Annotated in this window: 17 protein-coding genes; 9 read left to right on the top strand and 8 right to left on the bottom strand. The window is 63.4% G+C overall.

Annotated features, from left to right (window positions below; translation table 11 throughout):
• Position 1: 1 nt before the first annotated feature.
• Positions 2 to 1516 carry an efflux transporter outer membrane subunit gene (locus D0B32_RS06450; protein ID WP_259294899.1) on the bottom strand — a complete coding sequence of 505 codons (1515 nt, stop codon included), beginning with the start codon at positions 1514 to 1516 and terminating at the stop codon, positions 2 to 4.
• 40 nt (positions 1517 to 1556) lie between these two features.
• Entirely contained in the window at positions 1557 to 1994 is a 438-nt protein-coding gene (locus D0B32_RS06445; RefSeq protein ID WP_117332859.1) for a MarR family winged helix-turn-helix transcriptional regulator, read from the bottom strand.
• Positions 1995 to 2140: 146 nt separating this feature from the next.
• Here D0B32_RS06445 and D0B32_RS06440 point away from each other — a divergent pair, with 146 nt between their 5' ends.
• From D0B32_RS06440 to D0B32_RS06425, 4 genes are all read left to right on the top strand, one after another.
• Positions 2141 to 2713, top strand: coding sequence for a TetR/AcrR family transcriptional regulator (locus tag D0B32_RS06440; protein ID WP_117332857.1), 573 nt, complete (start codon positions 2141 to 2143; stop codon positions 2711 to 2713).
• A 140-nt stretch (positions 2714 to 2853) separates the two neighbouring features.
• Positions 2854 to 3735, top strand: a complete 882-nt coding sequence (locus D0B32_RS06435) for an NAD(P)H-binding protein (protein ID WP_117332856.1) — start codon at positions 2854 to 2856, stop codon at positions 3733 to 3735.
• Between the two features lie 123 nt (positions 3736 to 3858).
• Positions 3859 to 4584 carry a GNAT family N-acetyltransferase gene (locus D0B32_RS06430; protein ID WP_117332854.1) on the top strand — a complete coding sequence of 242 codons (726 nt, stop codon included), beginning with the start codon at positions 3859 to 3861 and terminating at the stop codon, positions 4582 to 4584.
• Positions 4585 to 4733: 149 nt separating this feature from the next.
• Positions 4734 to 5282 carry a carboxymuconolactone decarboxylase family protein gene (locus tag D0B32_RS06425; protein ID WP_117332852.1) on the top strand — a complete coding sequence of 183 codons (549 nt, stop codon included), beginning with the start codon at positions 4734 to 4736 and terminating at the stop codon, positions 5280 to 5282.
• 58 nt (positions 5283 to 5340) lie between these two features.
• Here D0B32_RS06425 and D0B32_RS06420 read toward each other — a convergent pair whose 3' ends face one another.
• From D0B32_RS06420 to D0B32_RS06400, 5 genes are all read right to left on the bottom strand, one after another.
• Positions 5341 to 6195 (bottom strand): helix-turn-helix domain-containing protein, encoded by an 855-nt coding sequence (locus D0B32_RS06420; RefSeq protein WP_117332850.1) that lies wholly within the window; start codon positions 6193 to 6195, stop codon positions 5341 to 5343.
• Between the two features lie 122 nt (positions 6196 to 6317).
• Positions 6318 to 9194 carry an EAL domain-containing protein gene (locus tag D0B32_RS06415; RefSeq protein WP_117332848.1) on the bottom strand — a complete coding sequence of 959 codons (2877 nt, stop codon included), beginning with the start codon at positions 9192 to 9194 and terminating at the stop codon, positions 6318 to 6320.
• Positions 9195 to 9437: 243 nt separating this feature from the next.
• On the bottom strand, positions 9438 to 12806 hold the full coding sequence (locus D0B32_RS06410) for an efflux RND transporter permease subunit (RefSeq protein ID WP_117332846.1): 3369 nt from the start codon (positions 12804 to 12806) through the stop codon (positions 9438 to 9440).
• Between the two features lie 10 nt (positions 12807 to 12816).
• Positions 12817 to 14106: an efflux RND transporter periplasmic adaptor subunit gene (locus tag D0B32_RS06405; protein WP_117332844.1), complete on the bottom strand. Its 1290-nt coding sequence runs from the start codon at positions 14104 to 14106 to the stop codon at positions 12817 to 12819.
• 74 nt (positions 14107 to 14180) lie between these two features.
• Entirely contained in the window at positions 14181 to 15680 is a 1500-nt protein-coding gene (locus D0B32_RS06400) for an efflux transporter outer membrane subunit (RefSeq protein ID WP_259294898.1), read from the bottom strand.
• 458 nt (positions 15681 to 16138) lie between these two features.
• On the opposite strand from D0B32_RS06400, the gene D0B32_RS06395 reads away from it, so the two are divergent.
• The 3 genes from D0B32_RS06395 to D0B32_RS06385 all read left to right on the top strand — a co-directional run bounded on the left by D0B32_RS06395 (position 16139) and on the right by D0B32_RS06385 (position 18488).
• Positions 16139 to 16591 carry a DUF6232 family protein gene (locus tag D0B32_RS06395; protein ID WP_117332841.1) on the top strand — a complete coding sequence of 151 codons (453 nt, stop codon included), beginning with the start codon at positions 16139 to 16141 and terminating at the stop codon, positions 16589 to 16591.
• A gap of 122 nt (positions 16592 to 16713) precedes the next feature.
• Positions 16714 to 17070 carry a hypothetical protein gene (locus tag D0B32_RS06390; RefSeq protein ID WP_117332839.1) on the top strand — a complete coding sequence of 119 codons (357 nt, stop codon included), beginning with the start codon at positions 16714 to 16716 and terminating at the stop codon, positions 17068 to 17070.
• 257 nt (positions 17071 to 17327) lie between these two features.
• Entirely contained in the window at positions 17328 to 18488 is a 1161-nt protein-coding gene (locus tag D0B32_RS06385; protein WP_259294897.1) for a hypothetical protein, read from the top strand.
• Between the two features lie 73 nt (positions 18489 to 18561).
• On the opposite strand, the gene D0B32_RS06380 is transcribed toward D0B32_RS06385, so the two are convergent.
• Positions 18562 to 21015 carry a glycogen/starch/alpha-glucan phosphorylase gene (locus D0B32_RS06380; RefSeq protein ID WP_117332837.1) on the bottom strand — a complete coding sequence of 818 codons (2454 nt, stop codon included), beginning with the start codon at positions 21013 to 21015 and terminating at the stop codon, positions 18562 to 18564.
• 336 nt (positions 21016 to 21351) lie between these two features.
• Between D0B32_RS06380 and D0B32_RS06375 the strand changes: the two genes are divergently transcribed.
• Positions 21352 to 21579 carry a hypothetical protein gene (locus D0B32_RS06375; RefSeq protein ID WP_117332835.1) on the top strand — a complete coding sequence of 76 codons (228 nt, stop codon included), beginning with the start codon at positions 21352 to 21354 and terminating at the stop codon, positions 21577 to 21579.
• Positions 21580 to 21939: 360 nt separating this feature from the next.
• Entirely contained in the window at positions 21940 to 23307 is a 1368-nt protein-coding gene (locus D0B32_RS06370; RefSeq protein WP_117332833.1) for an MFS transporter, read from the top strand.
• Positions 23308 to 23501 lie beyond the last annotated feature (194 nt).

Here is a 23501-nt window from a genome sequence, read left to right as displayed (position 1 = left end):
ATTAGCGCGCGGCGGCGACAGGATGGGTTTGCGTCGCGCCGGCTGCGTCGGCAAGCGCGCTGTTGGGGGCGGACGTGTCGGTGTAGCCGCCGCCCAGCGCCTGCGCCAGCGCGATTTGCTGATCGCGCCGGTTCATCTTCAGATTGGCCACGGAATCGTCCGCGGCGAGCGCCGTGGTATCCGCGTTCAGCACGGTCAGTTGATTCGTGAGACCCGCCTTGTATTGCGTGAGCGCGAGTTGATCGGCGCTATGGGCGGCATCCTGTGCGGCGAGCGCCTGGGTCAGTTGTGCGTCGGTTGCGCGGATGTCGGCCAGTTGCGTGGCCACTTCCGAGAGCGCTGTCACGAGCGTCTGGTTGTAGCCCGCTACGGCGGAATCGAAATCGGCGTAACGCCCCTTGAGTTGCGCACGCAAGGCGCCGGCGTCGAAAATCGGCAGATGGATGGCCGGTCCCGCATCTACGGTGCGGCTGGCGGCCGTCAAAAAGCGCCCGAAGCCGAACGCATCCAGGCCGATGGCGGCGCTGAGATTGATGTCGGGATAGAACTCGGCCTTGGCTTCCTTGATGTCGTGCGTGTAGCTGTCGACCCGCCAGCGCGCTGCGACCAGATCGGGGCGGCGGCTCACCAGATCGGCCGGCAGATTGTCGGGCAGACGTACTTCATCGCCCACGCCCAGCGTCGGACGCGCAATCGCCAGGCCGCGGTCGGGCCCGGCGCCAAGCAGCGCGGCCAGTTGATAACGCGTCGTCACGATGCTGCCGTCGAGCGAAGCAAGCGTCGCGCGACTGGTGGCGAGATTGGCCAATGCGGTCTTGCGCTCCACGTCGGTGTCGAGCCCATGCGCAATCCGGGTCGCCGTGATGCGGTCAATCTGCTCGCGCTGCGTGATTTCCTGTTGCGCGATGTCGCGTAACACGTAGAGGCGTGCCAGCTGGTTGTAGCTGCGGGCAATGGAAGCGCTCAGCGTCAGCTTGACGACCTCTGCATCCGCTTCACTCGCCTGCAATTGCGACAGCGACGCCTTCAGCGCCTCGCGATTCTTACCCCACAGATCGAGGTCATACGAGGCAGACAGCACGCCCTTGGTTTCGGACTGCCAACTACCTGCATAGGGTGGTGGAACCGAAGCGGTTCCGGAAAACTGCTCGCGCTGGAAGGAGTAATCCGCGCCCACTTTGGGCAGCGTACTGGCCTTGGCGGTTTCGGTGTACGCCGCAGCCGCTGCAACGCGCGCCCGCGCCTGCTCCAGCGACGGATTGTCTTTCAGCGCTTGGTCCAGCAGCGCCTGCAATTGCGCGTCGCCGAACTGGCTGGCCCAGTCGAGCGTCGGCCAGCGCCCGCCGTCGGTTGGAATGCTTTGCTGGGTCGCGAGACTTTGCGGCTGCGCCATCTGCCTGTCGCTCGAAATCCCCGCGTAGTTGACACATGCCGACAGCACCGCCGCGAACATCACCGTCATGGCCGCCTTCGCTACTCGTGGACCCGCTGCACCTGCATTTAGCTGTGTTTTCATTTTCTGATCTGTCAGATATATGGCCAAAAAAATTTCCCGCTCAAGCTTCCAGAAATTTGCCCAGCAGATAGTTGAGTTGCTTGAACTCTTCCTTGGTAAAGCGCTTCAGGCGCCGGTTCAGCACCCCTGGGGCGATGCCGGGAATCTGGTCGGCGACGGCGTTGCCCTTCTCCGTCAACGTCAGATTGACCACGCGGCGATCTTCCAGGCTGCGCGAACGTTCCAGCAGGCCCTTCGTTTCCAGCTTGTCGAGCAGACGCGTCATCAAGCCCGTATCCGTGCCCAGATACTTCGACAACTCGAACGGCGTGGTGGCAATGCCCCGCTGAACGGCCAACATCACGCCCATTTGCTGGGTGCTGATGTCGAGATCTTTCAGCGCGGAATCCATTTCGCCCACCAGCAGATTGCGCGACTTGTTGATGGCGTAGCCAACGTTCTGCAACGAAGCAAAGTTGTCTTTCGTGTAGTGATCCATGTGGCTACTCCTTATTCGCTGAGAAAAAGAATATCTGACATGTCAAATACTGTCAAGCTGCCAAGCAGTGTCTTCCGTAAAGCTTGACTTCCATTTAGATGATGACTAACATCTATTAAACATCGGATGACGGAGCGCGGCACATCATGAGGAAGTCCAGGGTTGAAACCGCAGAAACGCGTCGGCGGATTGTCGAGATCGCGGCGCGCGAATTCACCGGCAAAGGTATCCACGCCACAGGGCTCGCCGACGTAATGGCCGAAGCCGGTCTCTCGCATGGCGGCTTTTATCGGCACTTCGACTCGAAAGATCATCTGGTTGCCGAGGCCTGCACAAGCGGCATGACCGACGTGATCGGCAAACTCGAAGCGGCAGCCACGGCCAGCGCGGCTCAGGACGGCTTCAAGGCGATTGTCGATGCGTACGTTTCCGCAGGTCATCGTGACAACGCGGCGCGCGGTTGCCCTATCGCGGGCATGGGCAGCGAATTGATCCGCTCGGAGGCTGAAACGCGGGCGGCGGCCACGGATTCGCTCGACCGTCTGCTTGCGCTGCTGGTCAAACATGCAGACGAAGCGGAGCCCGAAGCCGCGCGATCCAAAGCCGTGTTCGCACTCGCGGCCATGATCGGCGGTATCACGATGGCTCGCATCATGACGGACGCGGACGCATCAATGGCAGTTTTGCAGGAAGTAAGAGAACACCTCGACGCGCTCTAACCGCCCCAGTTTTTTGGTGCAGTGAGCGCGTTTTCTTCACCCACATCTGTGCATATGCATAGATAGCGAATCGGACACTTGAAGTAGTCCTCCCCCCGCACTTGTGACGAGTGCACCCACGCAAAGACTGGAGAATCACCATGACGCAACGGCAATATCTCATCACCGGTGCCACCGGCAAGACCGGCATCCACACCATCCGCCATCTTCTCGACGACGGCCACGCGGTGCGCGCCTTCGTGCATCAGGAAGACGAACGCAGTGCGGCGCTCGCGAAGCAAGGCGCCGAAGTGGTGGTTGGCGATCTGCTCGAACACGACGACGTGATTCGCGCAATGGACGGCGTGACCGGCGCCTACCTGTGCTACCCGGTACGCCCCGGCTTCATTCAGGCCACCGCCTATTTCGCGGACGCCGCACGGCGCGCGGGTGTGGAAGTCGTGGTGGATATGTCGCAGATTTCGGCCCGCGAAGACTCGAAGAGTCACGCCGCCCGCGATCATTGGGTCGCCGAGCGCGTGCTCGACTGGTCCGGCGTGCCGACCGTCCACATTCGTCCGACGTTCTTTTCCGAATGGTTCATCTTCCCGTGGGTGCGCGATCAGATCGTGCAGGACAACGCGATCACGCTGCCGTATGGCGAGGGCCGTCACGCGCCGATCGCCGCCGAGGACCAGGCGCGTCTGATCGCCGCCGTGCTCGCCAAACCGGCCGGTCATATCGGCAAGACGCTGCCGCTGTGCGGTCCGGTCGAACTCGACCAGCAGCAGATTGCCGATGAAATTGGCGAAGTGCTGGGCCGCAAGATCGCCTACCGCCCGTCTACGCTTGAACAATACCGCGAGCATCTGCAGAAATACGGATTGCCCGACTTCATGATCCAGCACTTCCTTGCGATTGCCGTGGACTACCAGAACGGTATTTTTAAGGGCGCGGATGACGTGATAGGCGAGATCACCGGGCAAGCGCCCCAGACGGTCGGCGCATTCGTGAAAGCACATCGCCACGTGTTCGAGCGTTGAGGTTGACGATCGACGTGTGGTTCGGGTTAGATCACACTCGATAAGCTATTGCACGTCTGACCGCCGGTTTCGAGGCGGCCAGACGCAGCAGGCAGAAAGACGTGCGTTAATCAGGAGAACAGGATGTCTGAAGTCAGTATCAAGCAGAACGCCAACGAGCCGCATCCGCTCGATGCCGTGGTATGGAACTCGCTCACAGGCAAGCACCAGCAGTTCGCCGTCGGTGACAAGCGGGCGCTGCGGTTCGTGGACGATATCGGCCGCTTCGCCGCCGTGCCGAATGACAGTGCTGAATCGCTGCAAGCGCTGCGCTCGCTCGTCGAGGCACAAGGTTCCGTGGCGCTGGTCACGCCGGAGGCATTCGTGGCGCCGCCCGGCATCACAGTGCTCAAGCAGGTGGATGCGCTGCAAATGATCTGGCAGCACTCGCTCGCCCCACGCGACGAGCAAGACGTCTTGCAGCACGTCAAGCTTACTCGCGACGATGTCCCCGACATGCTCGCCCTGACGAAAATCACCGAGCCTGGTCCGTTTGGTCCGCGCACCATCGAGCTCGGCGACTATCTCGGCGTGCGCGTCGAAGGCAAGCTCGCCGCGATGGCGGGCGAGCGCATGAAACTGGACGGCTTCACCGAAATCAGCGCCGTCTGTGTCGACCCTGCGTTTCGCGGACGCGGCTATGCGGGCGGTCTAATGAAACTGTTGATCTCGGCCATCGTTGCGCGCGGCGAGACGCCCTTCCTGCACGTGTTCGAATCGAATCACGGCGCTATCGCGCTTTATCGTGCCCTCGGCTTTACCGTGCGGCGCCCGATGCAGATTAACGTGATCGATGCCGCAGCACGCTAGAACAGGCGTCAACGAGGCGTGCGAAACGTGACGAGGTAGCGGTCCTTATTACCTCAGAGGTAGTTGGCGCGAGTACGGCACGAACCTACTCTACGTGGGTCGTGCAGTCATTCCCTGACATACGCGCTCAACTCTGAAGGATGAATATCATGGCCAGCTTTCCCATTTACACACTCGAATCCGCGCCGGAACAATCGAAGCCCGCGCTCCAGTCGCTTGCCCAAGCCTTCGGCATGGTGCCCAACATTGCGGGCGCTCTGGCAGGCTCACCGAAATTGATCAACGGTCTGGTGGGCGTGTTCCAGCAGGTGCATACCGGCAGCTTTACGGAAGCGCAAATCCAGACCTTGCTGCTGACGAATGCCGTCACTAATGGTTGCACCTGGGCAGTGGCTTTTCACACGTTCCTCGCGCTCAAGGAAGGACTCGATCGTGCGGATGTCGACGCCATCCGTGCACGCCGCGCGCCGAAAGACCCGCAGCATGCCGCGCTTTCGCATCTGGCCCGTACGCTGATCGAAAAGCGTGGACGGCTCGACGATCAGGATGTCACCGCCTTCACCGCAGCGGGTTTCGAGCAGGCGCTGGTGCTCGAAGTGATACTGGTGGTGGCCGCGTCGACCATGACCAACTACGCGGGCAGCGCCAGCCGTATTCCACTTGAAGACGCGTTCAGTGAATATGCCTGGGTTGCCTAACTAATTGACGTTAGCGCAGGTGCGGGCATCTTCGAAAAGCCCGCACCTGACGCTACGTTTAGTCCCTGCGATGAACCTCGTTCATCAAGTCCAGATGAAGCCGTTCGGTTGCTTCGTCCGCGGGAAAAAGACACTCCACGCGCAACTCCTGCGCTGCAACCGTGCGCGGCGTGCCGACCGTCGACACCATTGAAAAATAGTTCAGCGTGTTGCCGTCCTTGAAGAAACCGAGCGGCACCACCGGCATGGCGGACGCCTCCGGCGTGCCATCCGGCGGGTCCGGAATGCGCCACTCGGGCTTGACGTCTGGATACGCCAGCAACGCGTCCAGCAGTTCGCGGGTCGGTTCGTCCACCACGCGCCCTACCGCTTCCCGATAAACCCGCTGCACCAGACTCTTTGCGACCTCCGCCCAGTTGGCCACGAACGGCCGCATGCCTGCGGGATCGAAGATCAGATGCAGCATGTTGCGGGTCCCCGTGCGCTGCGCCATGTCGATGAAGCAATTGAAAAAGCGGGGCGCCGCGTCATTGGTCATCAGCACGTTCCAGTAACGATCCATGACGAGTGCGGGAAAAGGTTCATGCTGATGCAGAATGCGCTCCAGCGCGCGCGTGATGCTCTGCATCTCCTGCGAATTCCACGCGCCTTCGGAATACACGGGTGCATAGCCGGCGGCCAGCAACAAGGTGTTCCTGTCACGCAGCGGAATATCCAGTCCTTGCGCCAGGTCGATCAGCATCTGACGGCTGGGCACGGACCGGCCGACCTCGACGAAGCTGATGTGCCGTTGCGACACGCCCGTGTCGAGCGCCAGGTCCAACTGACTCTTGCCGCGATTGCTGCGCCAGTGACGCAGCATCTCGCCTACGTCGTTGGCGGGCAAGGTTGAGGGGTTGGCTGACTTGCTCATTGGGCCCAGGGCTTGTCGCCGGAAGTTGCGGGTAGCCTCAATGATAGTAGCCGGCGCGATTTCCTCAACGACTTCGCAGGTAATACCGTCACGCCTGAACGGCCGCGGCGGCGATTCACGCTTCAGGCAGCCGGGATTTCCGCACTCCTGGCCGCAAGCCGCTCCCAGTGTGGCGAGCGCAGCAACGCGTCGAGCGGCATCGGTCGGTCGAAGAAATAGCCTTGTGCCTGGGCCGCGCCCATTTCGCGCAACATCGCGAGCGTGCCCGCATCCTCGACGCCTTCCGCCACGAGCGTGAGCCCCAGTGATTCCGCCATCCGCACGATGGCCCTGACAATGGCCCGGCTACGCGGACTGCTGCTCAGTTCGAGAATGAACGACTTGTCGATTTTCAGGCCGCTGAAGCGGTACTGGTGGACGTAACTAAGCGACGAGAAACCCGCGCCGAAGTCATCGAGCACCACCGACATGCCGTTGTCCGCGAGCACCTGCATCGTGGTGCGCGCGAGTTCCGGTTCGGCCACGAGCGCGCCCTCGGTCAATTCGAGGCACACGCGCGACGGCGCCACGCCATAGCGCTGCAACAGCGCCAGCACTTCGCCCGCAAACTCCGGCCGCGTGATGCTGAAGCTCGAACAGTTCACGTGCACCGGCGGCCAGTTCGCGCGCTGCGGTTCCGCCAGAATTTCGGCCACACGCGTGAGCATGTAGAGATCGAGGCGCCCGATCAGGCGCAACCCTTCGACTCCCGGCAAAAACTCACCCGGCCCGACAATGCGCCCATCCGGCTGGCGCCAGCGAATCAGTGCTTCGAGTGCGACCACGTCGCCGGTGCGCACGTCCACGATGGGCTGGAAGAACGGCAGCAGTTCGTCATTGCGTTTGAGCGCGTTACGCAGCGCGCCCTCGCGTTCCACCTGATCCAGCACCTCACGCCGCAACTCGTGGTTGAACACCACGAAGCTGTCGCGGCCCGCGTTTTTCACGCGATACATGGCGATATCGGCATCGCGCAGCAGATCGGCCGGTTTGACGTGATACTGACTGTCGGCATTCACAACGCCGATGCTGCACGACGAGAACACCACATGCTCGTCGATATCGAAGGGCAGATCGAAAGCCGCGAGGATACGCTCCGCAATGGCAACCGCATCGCTCAGCGGCGCGTTCATCGACAGAACAGCAAACTCGTCACCGCCGAGCCGCGCCAGCAGATCGTTGGCACGCAGACAGCCGCGCAGGCGCCCGGCCGCCTGCACCAGCAGCAGGTCGCCGCAATGATGACCAAGGCTGTCGTTGACGATCTTGAAGCGGTCGAGGTCGATGAACATCACCGTCACCTGGCTGCCGTCCGTGCAATAGGCACTCCATGCGGCCTGCAAGCGGTGCAGCAGATGACTTCGGTTCGGCAATCCGGTCAGCGAATCGTGCGAGTTTTCGTGGACGAGGCGCGCGTTGGCGTTATCCAGTTCACGGGTACGGATCTGCACGCGCGATTCGAGTTCGAGGTTCGCAGCGTGCAGCGCGTCGGCGGCGCGCCGGCGCGATAGCGCAGTATCAATGTGATGCGAGACGAACGTCAGCAGCTCCTGATCGCGCTGCGAATAGCGCACGAGCGGGGCGTAGCTCTGCACGGCCAGCATGCCGCGCACGTCGTCGCCGTCGAACAACGGCACGCCAAGCCACGAACTGAGCCGCACGTTCTCGCTGCGAATGTCGATCTCGCCCGTGTCGATCAGGCGCAACGCGCCGTCCGCGTCGATCAGACATGGGCGGCGCTGGCGAATCACGTATTCGGTGAGGCCGCGCCGGTCGACACGCGGCGGCGGCGGTCTCTGCAAGAACTCGTCGACGTAATAGGGAAACGTGACGGCCTGCGTTTCCGTATCGAGCAGCGCGATGTAGAAATTGCGCGCGTAAAGCAGCTTGCCGACAATGTGATGCAGGCTGCGGAAAAACTCCACCATGTCGCCGGGACGGCTGGACAGTTCGGCAATCTGGAACAGCGTGGCCTGCAGATGTTCGGCGCGCTCACGTTCGGCAATGCCTTCGCGCAGCGCCGCATTCACGCGCGAGAGTTCGGAGGTGCGCCGCGCCACCTTTTCCTCGAGATCGGCGCGGTGCAGGATCCGGTCCAGCGCCATCGCCACGTGACGCGCCACCACGAGGAACAACGCGCGGTCCTCGGCGCTGTAGATGCGGGAGACTTCGTAGACCTGCATGGCCAGCATGCCGAACACCTCGTCCGAGGCGTTCTTCAGCGGCGCGCCCATCCAGAACTCGGGGTGGTCGCCGATCGGATAGAACACCCCTTGCGCCTTGGCGTTCTTGATCATCTCGCCATCCATCATCAGCGGCTGACCGGTGGTCAATACGCAGGCCGTCAACGAGGGGCGCTCGGGGTCGAGCATGTCGAAGTGTTCTGCCTCGACCACGTCGGTGTCGATCACGTCCACGTAGTACGGATAGGTGATCTTGCCGCTCTTGCGGTCGTAGAGCGCGAGGTAGAAATTCTCGGCGTCGATCAGCGTGCCCAGCCGTTCATGCACGCGCCGCAAAAACGCGGCGCGATCGGGCACCGAACTCGCCAGATAGGCGATCTCGTACAGCACGCGCTGGGTGTTCTGGGCGCGCGCCAACGCGTCGCTCTGCGCGCGTTCGCCGAGACTGCGGGCGAATTCCCGCAGCGAGGGGTCGTCGGCATGGGCAGCGGGTGCAATCAGCCAGCCGAGCACGCTTTCACCCCAGCCGGTCGGCCAGCGGTGCCAGCCGCGCTCGGCGCAGAGTTGCGCGAGCCGGTCGCTCGCGATGGCTTGCGGCCACTCGGGCGACGCGCTGCCCTGGCCACCGAGGTGCCATTGCTCGCCCGCGCGATACCAGGCCCACGTGGCCGCCCACGGCTGGCCAGAGTCGCGCGCGGCGCGAAGCTGGGCTTCGAGCGTCGGGGCACCGTGAGCGGTAGCGTCGGCCGCGTCCCAATGGGTGGGAACGTCAACCATGAGGCGTCATTCTCCGGCCATGCAAAGCCCGCAATTCAAGGCGCTTCATATCGTTTTCGAAGGTGTGCGTGTAGCACGGGCGCGCGCAGCCGTGCCGTCTTATGGATAGCGTATGGATACGTTTACAGGGCTAACGGCACGGACCCGGCCAGGCTTGAGGAAAATCCGTTATGCGGGTTAGATGAATGATTCGAGCGCGCCGGCGTCGGCGCGCTCTGCTCTCTCTCCGCGCTGTCAGCATGACTACGCAGGCGTGCCCTCGCCAGTGGGCGTGGTGCCGCCCGGAGCGCCCGGACCACCAGACCCGCCGGGACCGCCGCCGTCATGGCCGCCGTCATGCTCACCGTGGCCGCCCTCGTTGTCATCGCCGTGATGCGGCATCTTGCGCGAGACCTCGTCGAGCTTGTCGCCGAGCAGCCGCCGCACGACCACGTAGAACACCGGGATCAGCAGCAGGCCAAGGAAGGTGGCGAACAGCATGCCGCCGATCACGCCCGTGCCGATCTCATGCCGCGACGCCGCGCCCGCACCCGAGGAGAGCACGAGCGGACACACGCCGAGAATGAAGGCCATCGAAGTCATCAAGATGGGTCGCAGTCTGAGCCGCGCCGCGCTCATTACCGCATCGCGCAGCGTCTGGCCTTTCTGCTGCCCTTCCACTGCGAACTCGACGATCAGAATGGCGTTTTTCGCCGCGAGGCCGATCACGGTCACAAGCCCGATCTTGAAGTAGATGTCGTTCGGTACGCCAAACGTCAGACAGAACGCCAGCATCCCCAGCATGCCGAGCGGCACCACCAGCAGCACGGCCGCCGGAATCGACCAGCTTTCATACAGGGCCGCGAGACACAGGAACACCACCACGATGGACAGGATCAGCAGCGTCACCGCCGACGAACCCGACAGCAATTCCTGGAACGACTGACCGGTCCAGTCCGCCGCGAAACCGACCGGCAACTGACGGTCGACGATGTGTTGCAGCACGTCGATGGCCTGACCAGTCGAATAACCCGCCGCCGAGTTACCGACGATTTCAATGGCGGAGTAGCCGTTGTAGCGCGGCAGCACGGTCGGGCCAAACGACCACTTGGCATTCACGATGCTCGACAGCGGCACCATGTTGTACGGGCTGATCGCCGTATTCGCCGCTGACGGATTGGGCGCCGTCGCGAAGCCGTTGGTCGTGGTCGTGCCGGTCGTGGACGACTGGCTCGTGCTGGTGCTACTGGTCGTGGTGTTGGTGGAGGAGAACAGGCTCGGTGTGTACAGATGCTGGAACGCGTCGAGGTTCATCCGGTACGGCGCGTCTGCCTGGATATAGACGCGCTTCACCCGCCCGCCGTAGGTGAACTGGTTGACGTAGAACGGCGCCAGCTCCATCTCCAGCGTGTCGTAGACATCCGTGAGCGAGAGGCCCATCGACTCGGCCTGCGTGCGGTCCACTGCGATATCCAGTTGCGGCGCGCTCGGCAGCGAATTCGGGCGAATCCCGAACAGCACCGGGCTCTTCGACGCCTCGCCGAGCAGCGTGCGTGTGGCCCCGGCGAGTTCATCGCGCGACTGACCGGCACGCGCCTGCAGATACATGTCGATACCGCCGAACTGACTCAGACCGCGAATGGTCGGCAGGTTCACCGCGAAGATCTGCGCATCGGGAATGCCGTGCAGCACCTGGTTGATCTTCGGAATCAGCGTCATCGCCGTGTCGTGGCGCTTGTCCCAGTCGGACAGCTTGATAAACGACATGCCGACGTTTTCGCTGGTACCCACGAAGCTGAAGCCTTCCGGCTGGAAGATCCCGACGATCTCCTTGCTGAACGGTGCGTTCGCGAGCTTGTCGCGCACCTCGGCCATCACGTGATCGGTTCGCTGCAGCGTCGCGCCGGACGGCAGGTTGATCAGTGCCAGCACGAAGCCCTGGTCTTCATCCGGCACGAAGCTGGTGGGCAGTTTCGTGTAGAGGAAACCGGTCAGTATCACCACCAGCACGAACACGATCATCCAGCGCGGCGCGTGGCTCACGGCACGCGCCGTCTGACCGAGATACTTGTTCGTGGTCCATTCGAAAGCCCGGTCGAACCCGCGATAGATCCGGTTCTTCTTGGTCTCGTGCTCGGGCTTCAGGATCGCCGCGCACAACGAAGGCGTGAACGACATGGCGAGGAATGCGGAGAATCCCATCGAAACGGCAATCGTCAGCGCGAACTGGGCGTAGATGATGCCGGTTGCGCCAGGCTGCAACGCAGATGGAATGAACACGGCGGAGAGCACCACCGTAATCGCGATGATGGCGCCGGTAATCTGTCCCATCGCCTTGCGGGTCGCCGCTCGTGGCTCCAGTTTCTCCTCGGTCATGATGCGCTCGACGTTCTCGATCACCACGATCGCATCGTCCACCACGATCCCGATGGCCAGCACCATGCCGAACAGCGTCAACTGATTCAAGGTGTAATGCAGCGCCGACAGACCGATGAAGGTGCCGAGCAGCGCCACCGGAATCACCAGCGTTGGAATGATCGTGGCCCGCAGGTTCTGCAGGAAGATCAGCATCACGAAGAACACCAGCACGATCGCTTCGACGAGTGTGCGGATCACGTCGACGATCGACGCGGTAATGAACGGTGTGGTGTCGTAAGGCACGCTCCACGTCACGCCTTCGGGCAGGTCTTTCGCGAGCGTGGCCATCTCGGCCTTGACCGCTTTTGCCACCGCGAGTGCATTGGCGCCCGGCAACAGGAACACGGCCATACCGCCCGCGGCCTTGCCGTTGTAGACCGGCGCGAAGCCGTAGGTCTGCGAGCCGAACGAGATGCGCGCGACGTCACTCAGCTTGACCGTGGTGCCGTTGCTGTTAGCGACGATGATGATGTCCTGGAACTGCTTGATGGACGAGAAGAGACTGTCGCCCGTCACGTTCGCCGTGAACACCTGCCCTTTGATGGCCGGGTCCGCGCCGAGCGAGCCGGCGGCGAACTGCGCGTTCTGTGAGCTGACGGCGTTGAGCACCTGGGTGGTCGAGAGCCCGTAGCTTTGCAGCTTGTCCGGGTCGAGCCAGATCCGCACCGCGTATTCCGAGCCGAGCAGCGTGGTATTACCCACGCCGTTCACGCGGCCGATATTCGGCTGGATGTCCGAAGCCAGAATATCGGAGAGCCGGCCCGCATCAATGGCCGGGTTGTCGGACTGCAAGGCCACGAACATCAGAATGTCCGGGCTCGCCTTTGCCACCACCACGCCCTGCTGCGTGACCTGCGAAGGCAGCAGCGGCTCGGCCAGCGTGACCTTGTTCTGCACCTGCACCTGGGCGATGTCCGGGTTGGTGCCCGTGGCGAAGGTCAGAATGATCTGCGTCTGACCGTTCGAGCTCGAGGTCGAACTGAAGTACAGCAGATTGTCGATGCCGGTGAGCTGCTGCTCGATCACCTGGGTCACCGTCGATTCCATCGTCTGGGCGCTCGCACCCGGATATTGCGCGGTCACCGTCACTTCCGGCGGCGCGATATCCGGGTAGGAGTCGATCCCCATGCCGTGTACCGAGATGATGCCGAACAGGCAGATCAGGATCGCGATGACCCAGGCGAAGACGGGGCGGTTAATAAAGAAACTCGGCATGAGCGATCTCCTACTGCGCCATGCCGGCCGAAGCCGAAGATGCTGCGGATGCCGAAGCAGCCGCGGGACCGGAGCCGGGTGCCGCTGGCGCCGCCGTCGATGCCGAAGGTGCTGCCGCCGCGCCTTCCGCTGGCGCGCTCGCCGCAGCCGCGCCGGAGGCCGGCGGCTGCCACTCCACCGTCTTCACGGTGGCGCCTTCGCGCGCGCTCTGCACGCCGGTGACGATGATCTGGTCGCCGTCGACGAGACCCTGCGTCACGACCCAGTTGGGGCCGAGGCTGTCGGTTGCCACTACATCCTTGCGGCCCACCTTGTTGTCCGCGCCAACGACGAGCACGTAAGCGCCCACCGTATCGCGCTGCACGCCCTGTTGCGGAACGAGGAACACCTTGTTCTGCTGGCCGAAGTTGACCGTCAGCGATACATACATGCCGGGCAGCAGACGCCGCTGCGGGTTCGCAACCAGCGCGCGCAAATTGATCGAGCCGGTGGCCGCGTTGACGGACACGTCGGAGAAATCGAGCGTGCCCGGTGTGCCGTACGCCGCCCGGTTCGGCAGCGAGATCTGCACCGTGGTGTGATTCTGTTGCGACAGATCGACCGAGCCAGTGCTCTGCGCATCCTGCAAGGTGGCCAGATCGGACGAGCTGATCGTGAAGTTCACGTACATCGGATCGATCTGCTGCACCGTGGTGAGGAGCGTGCCGTTGCCGCCCGAGTCGGACGTGCTGCTGCCCACCACCGCGCCCGCCGTCACCTGTTGCTGTCCGGCAATGCCGCTGATCGGCGCAATCACGCGCGTGTAGTTGAGCGAGACCCGTGCGCTTTCCACCGTCGCCTCGTCGGCCTTGACCTTGGCCGCCGCACTGCGCTCAGCGGCGTTGGAGTTGTCGACCGTCTGTTGCGAAACCGATCCAACTGGCAGCAATTTGCGGTTGCGCTCGGCGGTGACGTGGTCGTTGACGTAGGTCGCCTGATCCTCGGCGAGAATCGCGATGTCGTTATTGAGCTGCGCGCGGTAGAAGGTCGGATCGATCTCGAACAGGACCTGCCCCGCCTTCACCTGGGCGCCTTCCGTGTACGTCCGCTTCATCAGCACACCGGACACGCGGGCCGTGACGTTCGCCATGTAGTAAGGCGACAGCCGGCCAACGTACTGGCGCTGCAACGGCACGGTCTGCGACTGCACCTTGACCACGGCGACCTGCGGCGTGGGCGGCGGAGGCGCGGGCTTGGAGCAGGCGGCAAGTACGATCAGGCACAGATACGACAGCGACGCGCGCTGAGGACGTGACTTCATGAGAACTCCGTTCTTGCTTGAGGCCGGCACGCCGCGTCAGGCGGCCTGCCAGAACTTATGGAACAGCATGTAAGTCAGTCGGCTGACCGCGCCGAGGCAGGTGTTGCGACAGCTTCTGAAGCAGGTGACGAGGCGGCGGCCGGCGCCGACGCCATCTCGGCGTCGTCACGCTGCCAGCCGCCGCCGAGATTCTTGACGAGATTGACGTTGCTCTGGGCCAGCAACGCCTGCGTGTCGCGCAGGGTTTCCTGCGCCTGAACCAGCGTCAGCCGCTGGGTCAGCACGTTCTGTTCGCTGGACGCGCCCGCGTCGAATTGCGCCTGCTGGCTCGCATACAGCCGGCTGCTGCTGTCGAGCACCTGCGCGTAGGCGGTCTCCTGATCGCGCAGATGGTTCATCGACGACAGGCTGTCTTCGACACTCTGGAATGCGGTCAGCACGGTGTTGCGATAGGTCGCGACGTTTTCGTCGTAGGTGGCGCGCGCCTTGTGGACCGCGGCCGTGCGCTCGCCGCCGTCGAAGAGGGTGGCGGCGAGATCCGGGCCGAGCGTCCAGAAGCGGCTCGGCACCGTGAACAGATGGGCAAAGGTGTTGTGCGCAAAGCCGCCCTCGGCTGAGAGCGTCAGGGTCGGGAAGTAAGCGGCTTCGGCCACGCCGATGGTCTCATTGGCCGCCGCCGCGGTGCGCTCGGCGCTGACGACGTCATAGCGGCGTTCCAGCAGTTGCGACGGCAGCGCCGCCGGCACGGCAGGCGAGAGGAAAGCGTAGTCCGGATCGGGTGGAATGCTGAACGACTCGGGCGGCACACCCGTCAGCACGGCGAGGGCGTGCTCGTCCTGCTCGCGGGTTATCTCCGTGGTCTGCAGTTCGGCGATCACCACCTGCAGATTTTCCTGCGCGTTCAGCACGTCGTCGCTCGACGACGCGCCGACCTGCAGCCCGGTCTGCGTCATCTTGAGGATGCGGCCGTAGATGTCCTGCTGCTCTCGCAGCGCACGGATGTCGTAGTCGGCCTGGCGGAGCTGGAAGTAGTCGGTGGCGACGCTGGCTGCGATCGAGATGCGCTCGCCGGCGAGCTGGGCGTCGGACGCCTCGGCGTTGGCCTTGGCTTCCGCGACCTCACGGCGTAACTGTCCCCACAGGTCGATTTCCCAACTGACCGCGCCGGAGGCCACCACCGCATTGCCCGCCCCTGTCGTCGACGAGCCGCTGCTCGCCGCGAGCCCGGCGATGTTGCCGCCCGAGCGCGAACCCGATATACCGGCCGTCACCACCGGGAACAGGGTTGCCCGGCTGGCCTCGACGGTGGCGAGCGCGACGCGGTAGGCGGCTTCGGCCGCTGCGATTGACTGGTTGGCCTTTAAGGATTGCTCGACGAGATCATTCAGTTTGTCGTCGCCATACATGCGCCACCAGGTGCTGGAGATCGCAGCCTGGGGATTCGCTTCGGCGCGTTGCCAGTCGACGCCTTCCTTGAAACTCTCGGGAGTCTGGACCTCGGGCTTGTGATAGTCGGGGCCCACCATGCAAGCCGCCAGCGACGTGGCGACGACGAACGCAAGGCCGCCTTTCACCGCGTACCGCGCTCGGAATTTCGTATGCTCTTCGTAAGCTAAACCCGACGTCCGCGAATCACTTTTCAAGTGCATTCCCCTGTTCACCGGATCAATGGTCCGGTCACGAGATGACACGTACTTTAGCGAAATAACACGTAACCTGTATATTTAGCCAAATAAGAAAAAAATTTCAATCGCGACCGTCACTTCAAAACATATTTTGTTCAGACGGCCGACGCTACGTTATCCTGTTCAAGCACTTGAGCTGCGGCGCATAACCCTTGCGTGACGGGATCACGGCGCGGGTCACGGCGACGGACCCAATCTTACCGACACTCTGCTTTTGACGTGCGCGAAATTTAAGTCCGGCAATGCACTGCGTTGGGTCATACGCATGACACTTTTGCCGCCCGCTTTTCCTCTGACGTTTTGAACTCTGGTACCCTGCGCCCTTTGCTATCCCTCGTATCGACCAGATGGAAACTCCCTTCAACGACCGTGGCGTATCGGTCACGCGCAATGCACTCTCTGCCGCCGGACAGGTTTTCCCGCTGCGCGAGGTGAAAAACGTCCGCGTCGTCACCGTGCAGAAAAACCGGCCACTGCCGGTGGCCATCTCGGTGATCGGTTTGATCGGCGCGGTGGTGGGCGGCTTCTATCACTCGTCCGTGAGCATCGTATGCGGCGTGATGCTGATCGTGGTCGGCTGGCTCACGTGGGCCACTCAGGACGTCATGCACCGCTTGATCGTCGAGACCAGCAGCGGCGAACGCGAGGCGCTGTCGAGCATCGACCTGGAATTCGTCGAACGCGTGGCGCTGACCGTGCGCGAGACGATGGCGGCGTCCGCTGTTGCGTCCTCTGCTTCAGTTTCTCCTTCTGCGTCTGCCGCGCCGTCTTCTGCGTCATCGTCTGCGCCGAAGGCCTGAGCCGCCTTGCGTTAACACGAATTTGATTCGAACCGCGTGAGCTTTTGCGCCGGCTTGAGGCTCACGTGGCTACAGTGGACAGGTCTTCACAACGCGCCGCCCTCCCCGGTCACGGCGCAAACATGATGCTTCAGTCCACCCAGTCCACCGTTTTGCCCCTCACCTCCAGCCGGCGCGCTGTCCAACCCGTGCGCGCCGTGACACCGCAGTCCTCACGCGACGTCCCGCGCGTTACCCTCGAAGTCACCGTCAGCGGCACGTCCTCGGCAAACGGCCGACGCGCGCTGCATGCCGCGCTTGGCAACAATCTGCAGCTCTATGTCGTGACTATCGACAAACGCAATGAACGCATGACGTTTCGCGTCGAAGTGATCTCGCGCACGCTGGACGAAGTGATCGGCGCGCTGACCAGTGCACTCGATCGGGCGACGCTTGGACGGGCCACCTGCTCCATGCTGCGTCGCTCACATAATCTTTGATCCAAATCAATACTTTACCTATTTTGTCAATTCGGTATGGCCGTGCGGTTAGAGTCTGCGCTTCTTTGATCCCGCGTTCCCTCCGCAGGCCCCGCAAGCGGCCAGGTTCAACGCCCCGGCCTCCGGCCCTTGGCTATTAGCTATCCGGGCACCATCGGGGCAAACAGGCCCACGCGACTGTCGCCCTTGCGGCCCGCTTCACAGTTCACGCTGCTTCGCCTCCGTCAGGGACACGCTCTTTCGCCAAGTGTGGTTCCATGCATCTGCTGTCCCGAAATAGCCTGTCATTCACGGCGACGCTCAAGTCGCTCAAAAGCCTCATCATCCCCCGCTTCGTCGAACGCCTCGAGCCGCGCCAGGCCACGGCGTCGCTGCGCGGCCGCTATGGCGTTCTCACGGCCGCAGCGCTGGCCGGCGCACTTGCGCTGAGCGGCTGCGGCGTCACCTTTCCGGTGCCCACCCCGCCCGCTCCCTCTGCCACGCTGATCAACGGCGGTAACGACGGCGTGCTGATCCCGCTGCATGTGGAACGCGCCGACGAAGGCCATGCGCGCCTCGGCCTGCCGGTCCAGCTCGATGGCAAACCCGTGTATATGGCGTTCGATACCGGCACACAAGGCGTGCGCGTGTTGCGCACAGTCTTGCCGGCCACCAGTTATCCGCCCGCCGGCGCCGACACCTCGCTGACCTTCGCCAACGGCGCCGTGGTGTCCGGCCCGTCCGTCAAACTGCCCGTCAGCGTGGTCGGCACCAAGCCGGTCGACATGAACGTGCAGGCGGTCAACCTCGTGCGCTGTCAGCGCAATCAACGGCATTGTCTGGCAATGGATGGCTACACCGGCGAGTTCGGCTTCGCCTTCTCGGGCATCTTCGGCGCGGGCGCCGAGCAGGCCAATGACGACTGCTGCACGGCACCGCTGCGCGCCTTGCCGGGCAATATCGGCCAGCGCTATCTGGTGCATGCGAACTTCGACAAACCGTTCGTGGTGATCACCCCGTCCGACGCCGTCACGCGCAATTTCACGCTGGTGCCCATGAGCGCCGCCCGCAACGGCGCCACGCAATGGCCGGTGGGGTGCGCGCAGATCGGCGACAAGATGCGCTTTTGCGCCCCCGTCGTGTTCGCGACCGGCAGTACCGAGATGATCCGCGTGGAAACGGACAAGGCCCCTAACTGGACCGGCGACGGCGACGAAAACGACGTCCTCGCGCAAGGTAACTACGATGTCGCGCTGGGCATCGGCGGGTGGACGCACCGTTATGAAGGCGCGCAGGTGACGGTTGCCAAGGGCAAGCCGGGCGCGAACCGCATCGTGATTGGTCTGACGGCCATGCAGAATCTGGACGTGCTGCTGGATTTCCGCAACGGCCAGCTCGGCCTGCACGCGAAGAAGCCGTCCGAAGTCCTCGCGCCGTAACACGAACCAGCTCAACTTCAACCTGCCGCCCGTCCCGTCGCATACTCACGCGGCGCGACGGGCGGCGCGTCGTTTACGACATGTCGAGCGGCTTCACGTGCCAGATCTCACGCGCGTACTCGCCGATCGTGCGGTCCGACGAGAACCATCCCATGCCGGCGACGTTCTCGATCGCACTTTCGGCCCACGCCTGTGGATTGCGGAAACGCGCATCGACTTCCTTCTGCGCCTCGGCAAACGCCGCGAAGTCCGCGAGCACCATATAGTGATCGCCCCAGTCGACCAGCGTATGGAAGATGTCCGAGAAGCGCAGCGGGTCGTCGGGTGAGAAGAAGCCCGTGCGAATCTGGTCGAGCGCCATACGCAGTTCCGGATTCTCTTCGTAGATCTGGCGCGGACGGTAGCCGGTGGCACGCAGGCTGTCCACTTCGTCGGCGGTGTGGCCGAAGATGAAGATATTTTCGCGTCCCACCGCGTCGCAGATTTCGATATTCGCGCCGTCCATCGTGCCGATGGTCAGCGCGCCGTTGAGCGCCAGCTTCATGTTGCCGGTGCCCGACGCCTCGGTGCCCGCCATCGAAATCTGCTCCGACAGATCCGCCGCTGGAATGATCAGTTCTGCTACGCTCACGCCGTAGTTCGGCACGAACACCACCTTCAGGCGATCGCCGATCAGCGGATCGTGATTGACCTTCTCGCTGACATCGCCGATCAGCCGGATGATGGTCTTCGCCATCCGGTACGCGGACGCCGCCTTGCCGGCGAACATCACCACGCGCGGCACCCAGTCGAGTTCGGGATTGGCGCGAATCTGGTTGTAGCGCACGATCACATGCAGCACGTTCAGCAGTTGCCGCTTGTACTCGTGGATGCGCTTTACCTGCAGATCGAACAGCGCGTCGGGGTCGAACGAGACCTTCGTGTGGTGCGACAGCAGTTGCGCGAGACGCATCTTGTTCTGACGCTTGGCATTGCGAAACGCGTCCACGAATGCCGTGTCGTGACGCAGCTCACGCAGCTTTTCCAGTTCGAACAGATCGCGCCGCCAGTGCGTGCCGATCTGTTCGTCGATCAGCGACGACAGCGACGGATTCGCCTGCGCCAGCCAGCGGCGCGGCGTGATGCCGTTCGTGACGTTGGTGAAACGGTCGGGGAACACGCGCGCAAAGTCCGCGAAAATCTCGCGCGTCATCAGTTGCGAGTGCAGCTTCGATACGCCGTTGACCTTGTGGCTCGCCACGATCGCGAGGTACGCCATGCGCACGCGACGTTGACCGTACTCGTCGACGAGCGAAATGCGCCGGATCATTTCGGCATCGTGGCCGGATTGCTCGCTCACGTGCTTGAGAAATTCCGCGTTGATCTCGAAGATGATCTCGAGGTGACGCGGCAGCAACCGCGCCAACGTTTCCACGTCCCACGTTTCGAGCGCTTCCGGCATCAGCGTGTGGTTGGTGTATGAGAACATCTGCTGGATCTGCTTCCACGCCGTTGCCCACGGTACGTGATGCACGTCCACCAGCAGGCGCATCAGTTCGGGAATGGCCAGCACCGGGTGGGTGTCGTTCAGATGCACGGCGACCTTTTCGGCGAAGCGGCCAAACGTGCTGTGCGTGCGCTGATAGCGGCGGATCAGATCCTGCATCGTCGCCGAGACGAAAAAATACTCCTGCCGCAGACGCAGTTCGCGACCGGCCGGCGTCGAATCATCCGGATACAGCAGGCGCGAGACGTTTTCGGACATCGTCTTGGCGTCCACGGCGCTGCGGTAATCGCCGCGGTTGAAGGCGGACAGATCCAGTTCCTCCGTCGAGCGCGCCGACCACAGCCGCAGTGTGTTGGTGGCGCTGGTCGCGTAGCCGGGAATGACGGTGTCGTAGGCCATCGCGTTGACATGCTCGGTGTCGATCCATTCCACGTGCTCGCCACGCTGCACGGTGCGCCCGCCGAAATGCACCAGATACTGGATCTCCGAGCGCGGAAATTCCCACGCGTTGCCGTTGCGCAACCAGTAGTCCGGCGCTTCGACCTGCTCGCCGTTGACGATCTGCTGACGGAACATGCCGTATTCGTAGCGGATGCCGTAACCAAATCCTGGGATGCCGAGCGTGGCCATCGAATCCAGAAAGCAGGCCGCCAGCCGACCCAGGCCGCCGTTACCGAGCGCGGCATCCGGCTCCATGTCGATCAGCATGTCCATATCGACGCCGAGGCCGGCGAGCGCCTCGCGCATCGGCTCGTAGATGCCGAGCGCCAGCAATGCGTTGGTGAAGGTGCGGCCGATCAGGAATTCCATCGACAGGTAATACACGCGCTTCACGTCCTGCTCATATTGCAGGCGCGTGGTTTTCATCCAGCGCGCCACCAGCCGGTCGCGTACCGCGAGCGCGGCGGCGTGCAGCCAGTCATGCGGCCGCGCGGTGACGGCGTCCTTACCGACGCCATACATCATGCGGTTAGAAATAGAGCGCCGTAGCGCATCGACAGTGCTGTTGAGCTGGTCGAACTCCAGATCCACGGCTGTCATGTGAAGCCTCCGGTTAGAGCGACGCGGCGCGCGCGGACCGCAGTTTGACGGACGGGAGGCGCGTGCCGGTCAGGCGGGTAAAGTAGCAGGGTAGGACATTTCTGACTTCCCGTCACCGAGCGGTCCCGTACGCGGGAAATCGCCGATTGCCCGCCGGGCGCCATTCCTGACCACGCTGCGCACAGATCCAGTGCAGACGCCCGTGAATCCTCGGGTCGGCCTGCACTAGTATGGATGCACAAGGTGGCGCGTTCGCGACAGCGCGATTCAAGCCCGGCTTGATTGCGCCGGGCTGCCGCGCGCCCACTGCCTGCGTTTCCGGTGACGGAGGTCCAGATGAACGCACAATCCATGCTCGGAATGTTCCACGCCCAGGAACTGCTGCTGGTCTCGATGATTCGTGCGCTGCCGCCGGAGACCCGACGCCGGATCGCCGATGAGTTTCAGGAGCAGGTCGAACTGGCCGAGGCGCCTCATCTGAGCGCCGCGCACGACCGCGAGACGAACGAAGCATTCAAAACGCATATTCGCAAGCTGTCGATTCTGTTGGCTTCGTTTAGTTGAGACAACTCGGTCATGGCGTTGGCCGCGGTGCGGGTGGACGCGGCTGCGCCTGACTGTTAGTTGCGTTTTCTCGAGTACCCCGCGCGCACCTCGCGCGGACCCCACTGCGGACCTGCCAGCAAGATTTTCCCGCCTCTGCAACAATCACTTCATTCGCAGCGCGTCACGCGTCGACCACTGGGCGCGTGGGCCTGCGTCGACGTTCCACTTTGCAATCGCAGCGGTCTTCTGAGACAGCGCCATTCGTCAATCGAGGCGCGCCTCGTCCCGCGTGCCGCCTTTCAAGAATCCGTTTTGACTGAGAAGAACCCTGCCCCGCCCGCGTCGTCCGATGGCTTCGCGCGTCCCGCCGACGGTCCCATGTCCGCCAGCAACCGCCGTGCGATGGCCGCGATCATGCTGGCCGTCGCGCTGGCCACGCTCGATACCGCGATCGCCAACACCGCGCTGCCGACCATCGCCGCCGATCTGCACGCGGCGCCCGCTGCATCTGTGTGGATCATCAACGCCTACCAGCTGGCGATGGTCGCGACGCTGCTGCCGCTCGCCGCGCTCGGCGAAATCGTCGGGCATCGACGCATCTACATCGCGGGCATCGGTCTGTTCACGATTGCCTCGCTGGCCTGCTCGCTGTCCGGCACCCTGCCCCTGCTGGCCGCCGCGCGGGTGCTGCAGGGTCTGGGCGCGAGCGCCATCATGAGCGTGAACACTGCGCTGATCCGTTTCCTGTTTCCGCCGCACCGGCTCGGGCGCGGGCTTGGCTTCAATGCGCTGGTGGTCGGTGTGTCGTTCGCGGTCGGGCCGACTGTTGCTTCGCTGATCCTGTCCTTCGGGACGTGGCCGTGGCTGTTCGCCGTCAACGTGCCGCTCGGCGTGATGGCGCTGGTGTTCGCGATGCCTGCGCTGCCCCACACCGAGCGCGGCGCACATCAGTTCGACCCGATGGCGGCGCTGCTCAACGTGATCACCTTCGCGGCGCTGATCTTCGCGCTCGGCGAGGCCGCCCAGCGCGAGCCGACCCAGTATGTGCTGGTGGCGGCGGCCGTTGCCATCGTGTTCGGCCTGCTGCTGATCCGCCGTGAGCACGGCCACCCGGCGCCGATGCTGCCGGTCGATCTGTTCAAACTGCCGGTGTTTGCCCTCTCGACGGTCACCGCCATCTGTTCGTTCGCCGCCCAGGGGCTGGCCTTCGTCTCTTTGCCGTTTTACTTCGAGAGCGTGCTGCATCGCAGCCAGGTAGAGACGGGCTTTCTGATGACGCCGTGGCCAGTAGTCGTCGCGCTCGCTGCGCCGATTGCGGGCCGCCTGTCCGACCGTTATCCGCCGGGTTTGCTCGGTGCGATCGGGCTGGCGGTGTTGTCGGCGGGGATGGCGTCGCTGGCGCTGCTGCCGGCGCATCCCGCGGTGCTCGACATTTCGATCCGCATGGCCGTGTGCGGGGCGGGCTTCGGTTTCTTCCAGTCACCCAATCTGAAGGCGTTGATGCAAAGCGCGCCACCCAACCGCAGCGGCGGCGCGAGCGGCATTGTCGCGACCGCGCGCCTGCTCGGGCAGACCACGGGCGCGGCGCTGGTGGCGTTGAGCTTTGGGATTGCGGGTCAGCATGGTCCGACGCTCGCACTGGCGGCGGGCGCAGTGTTCGCCGGTGCGGCGAGTGTGGCCAGTGGTTTGCGGATGTTCGCGCCGTCGCATCGCGCGGGTGTCGGGGCACCCGGTTCGGCGAAGTAAGCGCCGGCTGGAAGCAGCGATTGAGCGGGACGTGCTGTGCGGCGGCACGGCCCGGTCGGCGATGAGGGCGGTAAAGCTCTACGAAGCGCCACGCAACTGCGCGGTTTGAGGACGAGATACCTTAGGACCGGACGGCCGCTGCACGCGCGGCCCACAGGCTAGATCGCGCGGGAAGCGCCCAGCCGGACGCTCAC

Source organism: Paraburkholderia sp. DHOC27 (genome assembly GCF_003429005.1).
GTDB lineage: Bacteria > Pseudomonadota > Gammaproteobacteria > Burkholderiales > Burkholderiaceae > Paraburkholderia.
Note: the sequence above shows the minus strand (reverse complement) of the source record. Positions and strands in the feature narration are given on the sequence as shown.

Bases quoted from the DNA above. Each gene is read 5' to 3' on its own strand.
- D0B32_RS06380 (WP_117332837.1), bottom strand. From the start codon at position 21,015: ATGACAGCCGTGGATCTGGAGTTCGACCAGCTCAACAGCACTGTCGAT.
- D0B32_RS06435 (WP_117332856.1), top strand. From the start codon at position 2,854: ATGACGCAACGGCAATATCTCATCACCGGTGCCACCGGCAAGACCGGC.
- D0B32_RS06405 (WP_117332844.1), bottom strand. From the start codon at position 14,106: ATGAAGTCACGTCCTCAGCGCGCGTCGCTGTCGTATCTGTGCCTGATC.
- D0B32_RS06385 (WP_259294897.1), top strand. From the start codon at position 17,328: ATGCATCTGCTGTCCCGAAATAGCCTGTCATTCACGGCGACGCTCAAG.
- D0B32_RS06375 (WP_117332835.1), top strand. From the start codon at position 21,352: ATGAACGCACAATCCATGCTCGGAATGTTCCACGCCCAGGAACTGCTG.
- D0B32_RS06390 (WP_117332839.1), top strand. From the start codon at position 16,714: ATGATGCTTCAGTCCACCCAGTCCACCGTTTTGCCCCTCACCTCCAGC.
- D0B32_RS06420 (WP_117332850.1), bottom strand. From the start codon at position 6,195: ATGAGCAAGTCAGCCAACCCCTCAACCTTGCCCGCCAACGACGTAGGC.
- D0B32_RS06395 (WP_117332841.1), top strand. From the start codon at position 16,139: ATGGAAACTCCCTTCAACGACCGTGGCGTATCGGTCACGCGCAATGCA.
- D0B32_RS06445 (WP_117332859.1), bottom strand. From the start codon at position 1,994: ATGGATCACTACACGAAAGACAACTTTGCTTCGTTGCAGAACGTTGGC.
- D0B32_RS06410 (WP_117332846.1), bottom strand. From the start codon at position 12,806: ATGCCGAGTTTCTTTATTAACCGCCCCGTCTTCGCCTGGGTCATCGCG.
- D0B32_RS06370 (WP_117332833.1), top strand. From the start codon at position 21,940: ATGTCCGCCAGCAACCGCCGTGCGATGGCCGCGATCATGCTGGCCGTC.
- D0B32_RS06450 (WP_259294899.1), bottom strand. From the start codon at position 1,516: ATGAAAACACAGCTAAATGCAGGTGCAGCGGGTCCACGAGTAGCGAAG.
- D0B32_RS06440 (WP_117332857.1), top strand. From the start codon at position 2,141: ATGAGGAAGTCCAGGGTTGAAACCGCAGAAACGCGTCGGCGGATTGTC.
- D0B32_RS06430 (WP_117332854.1), top strand. From the start codon at position 3,859: ATGTCTGAAGTCAGTATCAAGCAGAACGCCAACGAGCCGCATCCGCTC.
- D0B32_RS06425 (WP_117332852.1), top strand. From the start codon at position 4,734: ATGGCCAGCTTTCCCATTTACACACTCGAATCCGCGCCGGAACAATCG.
- D0B32_RS06415 (WP_117332848.1), bottom strand. From the start codon at position 9,194: ATGGTTGACGTTCCCACCCATTGGGACGCGGCCGACGCTACCGCTCAC.